Origin of the sequence: Actinoallomurus liliacearum, from assembly GCF_039542035.1 — a bacterium.
In the GTDB taxonomy this organism is placed as follows: Bacteria; Actinomycetota; Actinomycetes; order Streptosporangiales; family Streptosporangiaceae; genus Actinoallomurus; species Actinoallomurus liliacearum.
Window position 1 is genome coordinate 97,845 of sequence record NZ_BAABHJ010000023.1, and the last position, 13,236, is coordinate 111,080.

A 13,236-nucleotide genomic window follows, 5' to 3' on the forward strand; every position below is an offset into this window, starting at 1 on the left:
CGGGCGCGGGTCTTTCGGGCCGGGCATCGGTCTTTCGGATCGGGGCACCACTGGCCTTTCGTGACGGGGCGCGGGGGTTCAGCGGTCTGGGGGACGGCGGCGTAGTTTCCATCCCTTCGCGCATCGCTCGACGAACCCGGCGGCCGACAGGGCGCCCAGGCCGGCGAGCGCGGTGTCGAGATCGACGCCCGCGGACACCGCGATCCGCGCCGTACCCGCTCCGCCGCGCGCGGGAATCGCCTCCAGGACGTCTCTGGTCACCGGGTCGAGCCGGTCGCGGTCGAGGACGGGGCCTCGTCGCTCGGGCGCGAGGTCGTCGCCGATGAGACCGACCAGGTCCAGAACCTCCGCCGTGTCGGTGACGCAGACGGCCTCGCCCCACTCCCGCAGCAGGACATGACAGCCGGCGGACGCCGCCGACGTCACCGGTCCGGGCACGACCATGACGGCGCGGCGGAGGTCGCGGGCGTGTCGTGCCGTGCTGATCGCTCCGCTCCGGCGCGCCGCCTCGACGACCACCGTGCCGCGGGTCAGCGCTGCGATCGTCCGGTTGCGCACCAGGAAGCGGCCGCGGGTCGGTGGCGCACCGGGCGGCAGCTCGCTGACCAGCAGGCCATGGCGGGCGATCTCCGTGAACAGCCCGGCGTGGGAACTCGGATACGTCACGTCGAACCCGCAGGCGAACACGGCCACGGTCAGGCCGTCCGCCGCGAGCACCCCGCGATGCGCCGCCGCGTCGATGCCGTACGCGCCTCCGCTCACCACCGTCCATCCCCGATCGGCCAGCTCGGCGGCCATCTCGGCGGCGACGTTGATCCCGTAGGAGGTGGCGGCGCGGGCGCCCACGATCGCCACGGAGCGCAGACAGCCGAACCGGAGATCCTGATCGCCGCGCACCCACAGTGCGTACGGCCGGCGGTCACCGAGATCGTCGAGCTGGGTCGGCCACTCCGCGTCTCCCGGGCACACCAGCCGACCCTGCAGCGCGTCGCACGCGGCCAGGAGACGCTGCGGCTCGGCATCGGGCAACCGGGCACGCCAGGCGGCGAACCGCCGGGCCACACCGTCCTTACCGAGACCGGCCGGACCGGACAGACCGGCCGGACTAGCCGGACCGGCCGGACTAGCCGGACCGGCCGGACTAGCCGGACCGGCCGGACTAGCCGGACTAGCCGGACCCGTCGGATCGCCGGGATCGCTGGGATCAGTGGCCGGCAGTGAATCCGAGCGGATGACGTCCAGCGCGCCGATCGCACCCTCCTTTGCGATGAGACGCCCTAACAGCTCGTCGCCGGGCTCCGCGATGCGGGTCAGGAGGGCGCGGGCGAGCCGTTCCTCCGCTGCGATCATCGTGCCTCCTCGGGGACCGATGTGAGTGCGGCGCTGTCAGGAGCGCCCTTGCCAGAGCCCGAACGCCTCGTCGACCTGGCTCGCGGTCGGAGCGTCCTTTCCGGCCAGGTCGGCGAGGGTCCACGCGACACGCACGACGCGGTCGAGGCCGCGTGCGCTGAGCCGCCCGTCGGCCAACGGCCCGTCGAGTGCCGCGAGCACCCGATCCGGTGGCGCGAACCGGCGCCGAAGCTCCCGGCCGGGAACGTCGGCGTTGGTGCGCCAGGGGAGGTCGGCCAGCCGCCGGCGGGCCCGATCGCGAGCGACCAGGACCCGCTCGGCGACCGTCGCGCTGGACTCGGCCAGCTGCAGGTCGTATCGCAGCTCCGCACGGCTCACCTCTTTCAAATCGGCCTTGAGATCGATCCGGTCGAGCAACGGCCCCGATAGGCGGGCGAGATACCGCTCCCGTATCGTCGGCGGGCACTTGCAGTCGCGAGACTTGGCCGCCGCGCACGGGCAGCGATTCGCCGCCAGCAACAGCGTGAACCGCGCCGGAAATCGGGCCGTCGCCCCGGACCGGGCGATGACCACCTCTCCCTCCTCCAGCGGCTGGCGTAAGGCGTCCAGCACCCCACCGGCGAATTCGGGGCTCTCATCGAGGAAGAGAACGCCTCGGTGCGCCAACGACACCGCCCCCGGCTGGATCAGCCGGTTACTGCCTCCGCCGACCAGGGCGGCCCGGGACGCGGTGTGGTGCGGAGCGCAGAAGGGCGGATGGGTGATCAGCGGCTGCCCGGCCGGGAGACCGCCCGCGACCGAGTGGATGGCGGTTACCTCCAGGGCGGCGTCGTGGTCGAGCTCCGGCAGCAGGGTGGGCAGACGCTCGGCCAGCATGGTCTTCCCGCATCCCGGCGGACCGGTGAGCAGGAGATGATGGCCACCGGCGGCGCTGACCTCCAGCACCTTGCGCGCGTCGGCCTGGCCGCGCACGTCCGCCAGGTCCAGATCACCGCGCCGCGCCCGCGAACGCGCCGCCAGGCCGTTCAGCCGCGACGGCGCCGCCTCCTCCTCGGCCGGATCGTCGGCCTCCTCCTCCGGCGGCGGCTGGTCACGGAGGCGGCACACCAGCGCCCGGAGCGAATGCACCCCGATGACCCGGACGCCCGGAACGAGTGAGGCCTCGGCGAGGTTCGCCCTCGGCACCACGACCGTGTCGGCGCCCGCCTCCGCGGCGGCGAGGACGGCGGGCAGCACCCCCGCCACGGGACGGACCCGGCCGTCGAGCCCCAGCTCGCCGATCATCACCATGTCCGCGCACGCCCTGGTGGGGAACGCGTCCTCCGCGCCCAGCAGCGCCACGGCGATGGCGACGTCGAAACCGCTGCCCCGCTTCGGCATGCTCGCGGGGAACAGGCTGACCGTGACGTGCCGGTTGGGCCACTGCTCACCGCTGTTGAGGATCGCCGCCCGGGCGCGGCTGCGCGCCTCGTTCAGCGCGGCGTCGGGCAGGCCCACGAGGTGCAGGCCCGGAACGCCGCTGGTGATGGCCGCCTCGACGTCGACGAGTGCCCCGTCGACGCCCAGCAGCGCGACTGCGCGAGTTCGGGCCAGTGCCATCGTCAGCACACTCCCTTCAGATGGTCGACGGTGAAGCGGCCGGGCCCGTCGGCGAGCAGGCCGATGACGTCGATGCGGGCGGTGGCGTGGCCGACGCCGTGCGCGGCCAGCCAGCGGCCCGCGAGGCGCCGTAATCGCGCGGCCTTGGCCGGAGTCACCGCCTCGGCAGGCGTGCCGAACGCGGCGCTGGAGCGGGTTTTGACCTCGCACACCACCAACTCGGTGCCGTCGCGGGCCACGATGTCCAACTCGCCTTCGCCGCAACGCCAGTTGCGATCGAGGATCTGCCAGCCGAGCCGGGTCAGGTGATCGGCTGCGGCCTGCTCACCCTGCCGCCCGAGCGTGTCCTTCGCGAGCATGTGCTCACCTCCGGAGTCGACGGTGCCGGAACGCCCACCGTCCGTGTCGACCGAACTCCGTTCTGTGGATAAGTCGCCGCGCGGTGCGGGCGCTTGCCTCACCGTTCCGAGTCGCGCAGGGTGTCCTCCGTACGGTGGGCCGTGCCGCCGGCGTCCGCGCCCGGCGGGATCGCGGTTCCGGCAGCGACGAGTCGCCGAGGGAGCGCCATGGAAACGGACCGGGAGACCAGCGTGCGGCTCGACGGCGAGCACGCACCCGAGGGGCCCGGAACGGGGGCGAGCGAGAGGTCCGCCGCGAAGATCCCTACGACGCGCGGCGATGAGGCCGGAGCGAAGCGCGCCAGGACGTCCGGTGAGCGGAGCGGCGCGGATCCTGCCGGGGATGCCACCGCGGAGGTCACTGAAGACATCGGCGCGGGCCCTGCCGGCGACGCCGCTGTGGAGGTCGCTCAACAGACCGCCGTGGAGCCGGCCGGGGAAGCGGCTGTGGAGGTCGCTGAAGAGATCGGCGTGGAGGACCGGCAGACGCTCGATACGGAGGGCGGCGAAGCGTTCGGCGCATTGCTCGCCGAGTTCGAGCGGCACCTGCGGGCGGAACGCGGTCTGTCCGGCCACACCGTGCGCGCCTACCTGGGCGACATCGCCGATCTTCTCGCGCACGCCCGGCGGATGGGGCTCGGGGACCTGGCCGGCCTCGACGTCCGGATGTTGCGGGCCTGGCTGGCCGCGCAGCATGCGCTCGGCAGGTCACGGGCGACGCTCGCCCGCCGGACGGCCTCGGCACGGGTGTTCACGGCCTACGCCCACCGCCGGGGCCTGCTGCCGACCGATCCCGGCCCGTTGCTCGGCACGCCGAAGCAGGGGAGGAGCCTGCCACGAGTGCTGCGCCAGGATGAGGCCACCGCCCTGCTCGACCGGAGACCGGCCCGCAGAACGGGCGATGACGAGGGGAACGATCCCGGAGCGGACCGGGACGGTGCCATCGATGACGCTCCTGGAGCGGGCGCGGACGGTCCCGCAGACGCCCTCGTCCTCCGCGATCAGGCCGTGTTCGAACTGCTGTACGGCTCGGGCATCCGGATCGGGGAGTTGTGCGGCCTGGACGTCGATGACGTCGACAGCGCCCGCCGTACGATCCGGGTGATCGGTAAAGGCGACAAGGAGCGGACGGTGCCGATGAGCGCGCCCGCCGCCCGAGCGGTGGAGGCATGGTTGGCGCAGGGCCGTCCCGGCCTCGTACGCGGAAACAGCGGCCCGGCGCTGTTCCTCGGTACCCGCGGGGGCCGGGTGCACCCCACCGTCGTCCGTCGTGCCCTGCATGACCGGCTCGCGGAACTGGGCCTGCCGGACATGGGCCCGCACGGCCTTCGACACAGCGCGGCCACCCATCTCCTGGAAGGCGGCGCGGATCTGCGCAGCGTCCAGGAGATCCTCGGACACTCCTCCTTGGCGACCACGCAGGTGTACACCCACGTCTCGGCGGAGCGGCTGAGGGCCGCCTACCGGCAGGCCCATCCGAGAGCGTGACGCGCGCCTCCCGCCGGCGAGCAGCCGCACGTCATCGCGCCACGGCCTACCCCACGAGCGTGACGCGGCTGTGCCGGTGAGTGGTCGGGAGTGGTCGACACCGTCTTGCCGCGAGCGTGACGCGACTGTGTCGGTGAGCAGGCGCACGTGATCGGCACCGCCCTCCCGCGAGCGGTGGCCATACGGATCGCTCGGTGAACGTCTCGATCAGGCGGCGACCTGTGACTCTTCGACCGATTCGTGGCCGTGATCACCGAGCCTTCGGCGCGCGCCGGAGCCGGCGGCGCGGTCTCGGAGGCCCCCGAGGAGTGTCGGAGCCACCCGAGGACACCTGAGCCCGGCAGCGGGCAGCGGGCGGTCCGGGGAGCTCGAACCGCGTCGCCTGGTCGGGTACGACGCGTCTGTCGCCGCGGCGGCCAAGACGATCGAGGCCGACGGCGGCTTGGACGTACGCGTCGCGCAGGTCGGCGCCGATGAGGTCGGCCATGCGCAGGTCGGCGTTCCGCAGGTCCGCGGCGATGAGACGCTCACGATCGCGTTCAGACCCGGGTCGGCCCGGTGGTCAGGTGGTGCGGCGGGACGTCGCGGTGCGGCCGTGCTGTGATCCCTCCGTTCGCGTCACGTCGAGCCCCTTGAGCGAGCTGTGATGTGGGTGGGGACCCGACGGTCGTGGCGGCGAGCGCGAGTGGGGATCCGATTCCTCCGACGGCGGGCGCGGAGGCCGAAGAGGGCGAGACCCGCGGCCGCGGTGATGACGACGGGGTCGACGGCCGCACCGATGCCGGTCGTCGCGCCGACCGGTCGCGTCGCCGGTGCCGTGCCGTCCGGAGCCGCCCCCGCCAAGGGGTGGTCCAGTGCCGTCCCCGTCAAGGGGTCGTCCGGAGCCGCCCCCATGAATGGGTCGCCCGGAGCCGTCGCCGGGGGCGGGGCGTCCGGCCGTGCGGCGGGCGGGCGACCGGCCCGTCGGCGAGCCGGAGAATCTTCGGTCGGCTGGGCGCGGACGGTCGGCGAGTACGGTCCTCGACCTCCGTCGCCGGTCATCGTGGCACTCGCCCCAGAGCGCCACCACGGGAGAAGGCGTACGGGGCCCAGGCCGAGGACGGACAGCGGGTCGAGATAGGAGTCGCCGCGCAGGAGACCCCAGTGCAGGCAGCCGTCCTGTCCGCAGTGTCCGAGGATCGCCTCGACCACGCCGATCCGGGCGCCCGCCGGCACGAGCTGCCCCGCGCGGACGGTCGGGCGTACGGGGAGATAGGTGGTGCGAAGGGCGCCGTGGACGATGGTGATCACGCCGCGGCCCGCCAGGTCGCGGGCGAAGGCGACCCGGCCCGGGCCGGCGGCGAAGACGGGCCGGCCCGGAGGCGTGGCGAGGTCGACTCCCCGGTGCCCGGACTCCCAGGGATGAGCGGGCGGATCGAAGCCGCGCACCACCCGCGGGGGCGGGCGTAACGGCCACTGCCACCCCGGCGGTCCGGCGCCGGGCGCGGTGATCCGGGCGGGAGACACCGCGATGACCAGGAGCGTTGCGGGCAAGACCATGGGGCACAGCATGCTCGCCTCCATCCCGCCCAGGGCAGGGCCCGGACGCAAGCTGTGGAAAACCTCGGGTTGGAGGCGCGGAGTCCACGGCGGGGTGAGCCGCCGGTACACTTGCCTCAACGGTCGCATGACCGAATCCACGCGTCCGCCGGCCACCGATCATTTGGTGGGGCGGCCCTCACGGTCCATGACAGGCGTCATGGCAGGGGTGCGCACGGACGCAGAACAACCGGAACGTGGCCCAGAGAACGACTGGGCCGGACAGGAGGACCACGGGCATGACACCCGTCGTCACCATGAAGCAGCTGCTCGAGAGCGGCGTCCACTTCGGGCACCAGACCCGCCGGTGGAACCCGAAGATGAAGCGTTTCATCTTCACCGAGCGCAACGGCATCTACATCATCGACCTGCAGCAGTCGCTGTCCTACATCGACCGCGCCTTCGACTTCATCAAGGAGACGGTCGCCCACGGCGGCACGATCCTGTTCGTCGGCACGAAGAAGCAGGCGCAGGAGTCGATCGCGGAGCAGGCGCAGCGCGTCGGCATGCCGTTCGTCAACCAGCGCTGGCTGGGCGGCATGCTCACCAACTTCTCCACCGTGCACAAGCGCCTGACGCGTCTGAAGGAGCTCGAGGAGCTCGACTACGACGACGTCGCCGGCTCGGGCATGACGAAGAAGGAGCTTCTCATGCGCAAGCGTGAGAAGGACAAGCTCGAGCGCACCCTCGGTGGTATCCGCGACATGGCCCGGGTGCCGAGCGCGGTGTGGGTCTGCGACACCAAGAAGGAGCACATCGCCGTCAACGAGGCCCGCAAGCTGGGCATCCCGGTGGTGGCGATCCTCGACACCAACTGCGACCCGGACGAGGTCGACTACCCGATCCCGGGCAACGACGACGCCATCCGCAGCGTCAGCCTGCTGACCCGCGTGGTCGCGGACGCCGTCGCCGACGGCCTGATGGCCCGCGCCGGTGCCGCGCCGTCGGGCGACGAGAAGCCCGCCGCCGTGGGCGCGGAGGAGCCGCTGCCCGAGTGGGAGCGCGAGCTGCTGGAGAGCAAGGGCGAGTCCGGCGAGGCGGCCGAGGCCGCTCCGCAGGCGCAGGCCGAGGCTCCGCAGGCCGAGGCTCCGCAGGCCGAGGCTGCGGAGGCCGCGCCGGCCGAGGCTCCGGAGGCCGCGCCGGCCGAGCAGCCGCAGGCCGGCTCGGACTCCTGACGGCCCACGACTGACGACGAGAGAGACAAGACCACAATGGCGAACTTCACCGCCGCCGACGTCAAGAAGCTCCGGGACACGACCGGTTCCGGGATGATGGCCTGTAAGAAGGCGCTCGAAGAGGCCGAGGGCGACTTCGACAAGGCGGTCGAGCTGCTGCGTCTCAAGGGCGCCAAGGACGTCGGCAAGCGCGCCGAGCGCACCGCCGCGAACGGCCTGGTCGCCGAGCACTTCAACGGTTCCGGTGACGGCGCGATCCTCGAGCTTAACTGCGAGACCGACTTCGTCGCCAAGAACGAGGGGTTCATCGCCCTGGCCGACAAGATCGTCGAGTTCGCCACGAACAGCGACGTGGCCGACCGCGACGCCCTGCTGGCCGCCGAGATCGAGCCGGGCAAGACCGTTCAGCAGCTGATCGACGAGAACAGCGCCAAGATCGGTGAGAAGCTCGAGCTGGGCCGTTTCGCCCACTTCAAGGGCGCGTACGTCGCCAGCTACCTGCACAAGTCCGACCCGTCGCTGCCGCCGGCGACCGGCGTGCTGGTCGAGCTCGACACCGAGGCCCCCGAGGTGGCCAAGGAGATCGCGCAGCAGATCGCGGCGATGTCCCCGAAGTACCTCACCAACGACGACGTCCCGGCCGACGTCGTGGCCAAGGAGCGGGCGCTCGCCGAGCAGATCACCCGCGACGAGGGCAAGCCCGAGCAGGCGATCCCGAAGATCGTCGAGGGCCGGGTGAAGGCCTACTTCAAGGACTTCGTCCTGGTCGAGCAGCCGTTCGTGAAGGACCCGAAGAAGTCGGTCGGTAAGGTCCTGCAGGACGCCGGGGTGAACGTTCAGCGCTTCGCCCGGTTCCGGGTCGGTCAGCTCTAAGATCCGCCCCGAGGACGCCCAGCCGCTGAGAGACAACGAAGGAGCCGCCGCCGTGCAGGACAGTAAGACGACCGACACGACGGCGGCTCCGTCGTCTCATCATGGCTGGAAGCGGGTGCTGCTGAAGCTCTCCGGCGAGGCGTTCGCCGGTGGCGAGGCGCTCGGCATCGATCCGGCGGTCGTACGGTACATCGCCGAGGCGATCGCCGAGGTCGTACGGGAGGGCGTGCAGGTCGCGGTGGTCTGCGGCGGCGGCAACATGTTCCGCGGCGCGCAGATGTCGGCGCAGGGCATGGACCGCGCCCGCAGCGACTACATGGGCATGCTCGGCACCGTGATCAACTGTCTCGCGCTCCAGGACTTCCTCGAGAACAAGCTCGGCCTGGACACGCGGGTGCAGACGGCGATCACGATGGGGCAGGTCGCGGAGCCGTACATCCCGCGCCGGGCCATCCGCCACCTCGAGAAGGGCCGTGTGGTGATCTTCGGCGCCGGCCTCGGCCAGCCGTTCTTCTCCACCGACACGGCGGCGGCGCAGCGGGCGCTCGAGATCAACGCTGACGCCGTGCTGAAGGGCACCCAGGTCGACGGCGTGTACGACGCCGACCCGAAGAAGAACCCGGACGCCTTCCGGTTCGACCGGCTCGAGTACGGCGAGGTTCTGAAGCGTGGTCTGAAGGTCATGGACGCCACCGCGATCAGTCTCTGCATGGACAATGGCCTGCCCATCGTGGTCTTCGACCTGATGGGTCAGGGCAATATCGTGCGGGCCGTCCGCGGTGAGAAGATCGGCACATTGGTAAGTCCGGCGGAGAGCTGAAACAGGAGCCGAAGGTGATCGACGAGATCCTCCTCGAGGCCGAGGACAAGATGGAGAAGGCCGTCACGGTCGCCAAGGATGACTTCAACGGCATCCGTACCGGCCGCGTGACGCCTGCGATGTTCAACAAGATCACGGCGGACTACTACGGGACGCCGACGCCGATCAACCAGCTGGCGTCGTTCACGCTGCCCGAGGCGCGCATGGTGATCGTCCAGCCGTACGACGCGTCGTCGCTGGCCGCGATCGAGAAGGCCATCCGCGAGAGCGACCTCGGTGTCAACCCGGGCAACGACGGGAAGATCATCCGGGTGGTGTTCCCGGAGCTGTCCGAGGAGCGCCGCAAGGAGTTCATCAAGGTGGCCGGGCACAAGGCGGAGGACGCGCGGGTCTCGATCCGTAACATCCGCCGCCACGCCAAGGACGCCCTCGACAAGCTCGCCAAGGGTGGCGACGCGGGCGAGGACGACGTGCGCCGGGCGGAGAAGGAGCTGGACGACTTCACGCACAGGCACGTCGCCAAGATCGACGAGCTGCTCGAGCACAAGAAAGCCGAGCTGCTCGAGGTCTAGTGGGACTCGAGCAGGCCCACCCGCCCGCACCGGAGATCCCGGAGGTACAGGCGGAAACGGGCAAGAAGCGTAGACCAGGCCGGAACCTCCCCATCGCGGTCGGGGTCGGCCTGGCGCTGGGCGCCGTGGTGCTGGTGTCCCTCTACACCGTCAAGGAGATCTTCCTCGGCGTCGTCGTGGTCTTCCTCGGCGTCGCCGTGTGGGAGCTCATCCGGGCGTTCGCGACGCGGGACATCCGGATCGCGCAGGTCCCGCTCATGGCGGGCGGCCTGGCGATGCTGGTCTGCACCTACTTCTGGGGGACGACCGCCCTGGTGGCGACGTTCGCCCTGACGGTGCTGGCGATCCTGCTGTGGCGGCTGCCGGGAGGCCAGGAGGGGTACGTCCGGGACGCGACGGCGAGCGTGTTCGCCGCCGCGTACGTCCCGTTCCTCGCCGGGTTCGTGGTCCTCATGCTCGCCGCGGACGACGGCCCCGACCGCATCATCGTCTTCATCGCGGTGACGATCGCCAGCGACATCGGCGGCTTCTTCGCGGGCTCGTTCCTGGGCGCGCACAAGATGGCCCCGGCGATCAGCCCGAAGAAGACCTGGGAGGGGTTCGCCGGCTCGTCGCTGACGTGCATGGTGGTCGGCGCCCTGCTGCTGCCCTGGCTGCTGGACGGCGCCTGGTGGCAGGGGATCCTCGTCGGTGCCGCCGCCGTCTGCTCCGCCACGCTCGGCGACCTCATCGAGTCGATGATCAAGCGGGATCTCGGCATCAAGGACATGGGAACCCTGCTGCCCGAGCACGGCGGCGTCATGGACCGCCTCGACTCCCTGCTCGCGACCGTGCCCGTCGTCTGGCTGCTCTTCCAGGCGTTCGTTCCGGCCTGAGTCGCCCTACGGCCTTAGCCGTCCCGGGCGTCCTCGCGCGGAGTCCTAGCGCGCAGCCGCGGTCGGCGGCCGGGACGGGTGCCGCCCGTCCCGGCCGCCGACGGCGCGTTTCGCGGCGGTCAGCTCTCGCCGACGATCCAGCTACGGCCCTTCCTGGCCAGCCGTTCGATCAACGCGTCCGGGCCCTCGTCCTTGCCGAACTGCCGCTCCGCCTCCGTGATCGGCACCAGCCAGAGCCACTGCACCGGGTCGCCGCCGAACGAGAAGCCGCTCATGTCCGGGGCCGCCGGCCCCTGCAGGCGGCCCGGATCGTCGAGCAGCAGCACGCCCTCCCAGCCCGAGCCGAGCGGGAAGGTCTTCGCCTCGTGGTACCACTTCACGTTGTCGCCCGGGGCGAACGACGTGATCGCCCGCCACGGATACTGGGCCAGCCAGGGGAAGATGCTGCCCGCCCGCTGACTGGGCAGGGTCGTGGCCACGGCGAGCTCGATGCGGGCGTGCTCGGCGACGTTGTCCTCGTACAGCTCGACGGTGGGCATCCGCTGGCAGCTCATGCCCACGGTGCTGAGCACCCGGTAGGACCGGTCGTCCAACGCCGGTCGCTCGGACACGCCGACGACGGGCTGCTCGCCTCCGGCGCCCGACTCACCACCGGCCCGGGACCGCCACTGCCGGCCGACGTCGTGCCAGTAGTACCCACCAGGGCCGAGCCGGGCGAGCAGGTGCCCCAGGACCGACTGCTGGAACCCCTCCCAGGCGCCCGCTCCACTCCGCCAGTCCCAGAACGCCTGCGCCTGCAGGATGCGCGGGCCCAAGTCCTCGATCTCATCGTCCAGCGCGAACGCGAACGGGCTCTGGCCGAGCGCCTCACGGCTGTACCCCGGCAGCCCGCGGTCCATGTCCGACCAGCCGGGGATCACGCAGATCGGCTGTCCGTCCTCCAGCACCGCGGCACCGTCGCCCTCCTCGAACCAGACGACCTTCAGCGACCGCGGATCTGGTGCCGGCCGCCCCTTCGGGTGCTTGGTGTGACCCGTCGGCATGGCGGGCACCAGTCCCGCGTTCAGCCGCGCGAGGTCGGGGTGGGGCGAAGCGTCCTGATGGTTGGCGATCCAGGCCGCGGCCACGGTATGCCCGTCGCTGCGGCGGAGGTACGCCGCCGTCGCGATGTGATCGGACTCCACTTCGAGGACACGGCTTCCGTAGGGACTGGTGTCACTGATCAGGACACGCGTCTCCTGCGGCGTTCTGCGCAATACCGGCATAGACGGGACTGTAGTGAGTGTGCGGCCCTCCTAGCGGCATTGACAGCCGCATTGACCTTCGCGGTCGGTCCGGCGTGAGGCTTCGGTGTCGGCGTACGAAGCTCTGCCCGGCGTCTGCCACACTGGAACGGACATGCCCGCTCAGCTCACCTTCGCCGCTCCCCGCCGGGCGAAGCCACCGCGCCATCTCGCCGACCTGTCCTGGGACGAGCGGCGGGAGGCCGTCGGGGCGCTCGGCGAAAAGCCGTTCCGCGCCGACCAACTGTCGCGCCACTACTTCGGCAGGCTCGCCGACGATCCGGCCGACATGACCGACCTGCCGGCCGCCGTCCGGGACCGGCTCATCACCGAGCTGATGCCGGACCTGCTGACGCCGGTGCGCGATCTGACCTGTGACGGCGGCGCGACCCGCAAGACACTGTGGAAGGCGTTCGACGGCACGTTCGTCGAGTCGGTGCTCATGCGCTACCCGGACCGGGTGACCATGTGCGTCTCCTCACAGGCCGGCTGCGGGATGAACTGCCCGTTCTGCGCCACCGGCCAGGCCGGTCTCACCCGGAACCTGTCGACCGCCGAGATCGTCGAGCAGGTCGTCGCGGGCGCACGGGCGCTGGACCGCGGTGAGATCGCCGGTGGCAAGGGCCGGGTCAGCAACATCGTCTTCATGGGCATGGGCGAGCCGCTCGCCAACTTCGCCACGATCGTGCGGGCGATCCACCGGTTCAGCGACCCGAGCCCGCGCGGGCTGGGCATCTCCCAGCGGAACATCACCGTCTCCACGGTCGGGCTGGTCCCGAAGATCCACCAGCTCGCCGACCTGGACCTCAAGGTGCGTCTCGCTGTGTCCCTGCACGCGCCGGACGACGAGTTGCGCGACGAGCTCGTGCCGATCAACACGCGCTGGAAGGTCGCCGAGGTCCTGGACGCCGCGTGGGAGTACGCCGACCGGACCCGGCGGCGGATCTCGATCGAGTACGCCCTCATCCGGGACATCAACGACCAGGCGTGGCGGGCCGACCTGCTCGGCCGGCTCATCAAGACCCACCCGGTGCACGTCAACCTGATCCCGCTCAACCCCACGCCGGGGTCGAAGTGGACCGCGTCCCGGCCGTCGGACCAGACCGAGTTCGTCCGCCGCCTGGAGGCGCACGGAGTCCCCGTCACGGTCCGCGACACGCGCGGCCAGGAGATCGACGGCGCCTGCGGGCAACTCGCGGCCAAGACCGTCGAGTAACCGCCGACC

Annotated in this window: 13 protein-coding genes; 7 read left to right on the forward strand and 6 right to left on the reverse strand. The window is 71.4% G+C overall.

Annotated elements, in window-relative coordinates:
- Positions 1-78: 78 nt before the first annotated feature.
- Genes dprA through ABD978_RS28570 form a run of 3 tightly spaced genes read right to left on the reverse strand, consistent with a single transcriptional unit; the run spans position 79 to position 3,308 of the window.
- Positions 79-1,350, reverse strand: a complete 1,272-nt coding sequence (dprA, locus tag ABD978_RS28560) for a DNA-processing protein DprA (protein WP_345361270.1) — start codon at positions 1,348-1,350, stop codon at positions 79-81.
- Positions 1,351-1,386: 36 nt separating this feature from the next.
- Positions 1,387-2,949 (reverse strand): YifB family Mg chelatase-like AAA ATPase, encoded by a 1,563-nt coding sequence (locus ABD978_RS28565; RefSeq protein ID WP_345361273.1) that lies wholly within the window; start codon positions 2,947-2,949, stop codon positions 1,387-1,389.
- Between the two features lie 2 nt (positions 2,950-2,951).
- A complete protein-coding gene (locus tag ABD978_RS28570) occupies positions 2,952-3,308 on the reverse strand; it encodes a YraN family protein (RefSeq protein ID WP_345361276.1) in 357 nt (118 codons plus the stop codon).
- Positions 3,309-3,794: 486 nt separating this feature from the next.
- Between ABD978_RS28570 and ABD978_RS28575 the strand changes: the two genes are divergently transcribed.
- Positions 3,795-4,835: a tyrosine recombinase XerC gene (locus ABD978_RS28575; RefSeq protein WP_345361279.1), complete on the forward strand. Its 1,041-nt coding sequence runs from the start codon at positions 3,795-3,797 to the stop codon at positions 4,833-4,835.
- Positions 4,836-5,085: 250 nt separating this feature from the next.
- Here the strand turns inward: ABD978_RS28575 and ABD978_RS44035 are convergent, their stop codons facing one another.
- Together ABD978_RS44035 and ABD978_RS28580 are read right to left on the reverse strand one after the other, a co-directional pair.
- Positions 5,086-5,355, reverse strand: a complete 270-nt coding sequence (locus tag ABD978_RS44035; protein WP_425550780.1) for a pentapeptide repeat-containing protein — start codon at positions 5,353-5,355, stop codon at positions 5,086-5,088.
- A 98-nt stretch (positions 5,356-5,453) separates the two neighbouring features.
- On the reverse strand, positions 5,454-6,374 hold the full coding sequence (locus tag ABD978_RS28580; protein ID WP_345361282.1) for a M23 family metallopeptidase: 921 nt from the start codon (positions 6,372-6,374) through the stop codon (positions 5,454-5,456).
- A gap of 278 nt (positions 6,375-6,652) precedes the next feature.
- Here ABD978_RS28580 and rpsB point away from each other — a divergent pair, with 278 nt between their 5' ends.
- Genes rpsB through ABD978_RS28605 form a run of 5 tightly spaced genes read left to right on the forward strand, consistent with a single transcriptional unit; the run spans position 6,653 to position 10,728 of the window.
- A complete protein-coding gene (gene rpsB / locus ABD978_RS28585) occupies positions 6,653-7,588 on the forward strand; it encodes a 30S ribosomal protein S2 (protein WP_345361285.1) in 936 nt (311 codons plus the stop codon).
- 36 nt (positions 7,589-7,624) lie between these two features.
- A complete protein-coding gene (gene tsf, locus ABD978_RS28590) occupies positions 7,625-8,461 on the forward strand; it encodes a translation elongation factor Ts (protein WP_345361288.1) in 837 nt (278 codons plus the stop codon).
- 52 nt (positions 8,462-8,513) lie between these two features.
- Positions 8,514-9,281 carry a UMP kinase gene (gene pyrH / locus ABD978_RS28595; RefSeq protein WP_345361291.1) on the forward strand — a complete coding sequence of 256 codons (768 nt, stop codon included), beginning with the start codon at positions 8,514-8,516 and terminating at the stop codon, positions 9,279-9,281.
- Positions 9,282-9,295: 14 nt separating this feature from the next.
- A complete protein-coding gene (gene frr, locus ABD978_RS28600) occupies positions 9,296-9,853 on the forward strand; it encodes a ribosome recycling factor (protein ID WP_345361294.1) in 558 nt (185 codons plus the stop codon).
- Positions 9,853-10,728 carry a phosphatidate cytidylyltransferase gene (locus tag ABD978_RS28605; protein ID WP_345361297.1) on the forward strand — a complete coding sequence of 292 codons (876 nt, stop codon included), beginning with the start codon at positions 9,853-9,855 and terminating at the stop codon, positions 10,726-10,728. The genes frr and ABD978_RS28605 overlap by 1 nt, the downstream gene beginning before the upstream one ends.
- Before the next feature lie 119 nt (positions 10,729-10,847).
- Here ABD978_RS28605 and ABD978_RS28610 read toward each other — a convergent pair whose 3' ends face one another.
- A complete protein-coding gene (locus ABD978_RS28610; protein ID WP_345361300.1) occupies positions 10,848-11,993 on the reverse strand; it encodes a suppressor of fused domain protein in 1,146 nt (381 codons plus the stop codon).
- A gap of 133 nt (positions 11,994-12,126) precedes the next feature.
- Here ABD978_RS28610 and rlmN point away from each other — a divergent pair, with 133 nt between their 5' ends.
- Positions 12,127-13,227: a dual-specificity RNA methyltransferase RlmN gene (rlmN, locus tag ABD978_RS28615; protein ID WP_345361303.1), complete on the forward strand. Its 1,101-nt coding sequence runs from the start codon at positions 12,127-12,129 to the stop codon at positions 13,225-13,227.
- The last annotated feature ends 9 nt before the right edge of the window (positions 13,228-13,236 follow it).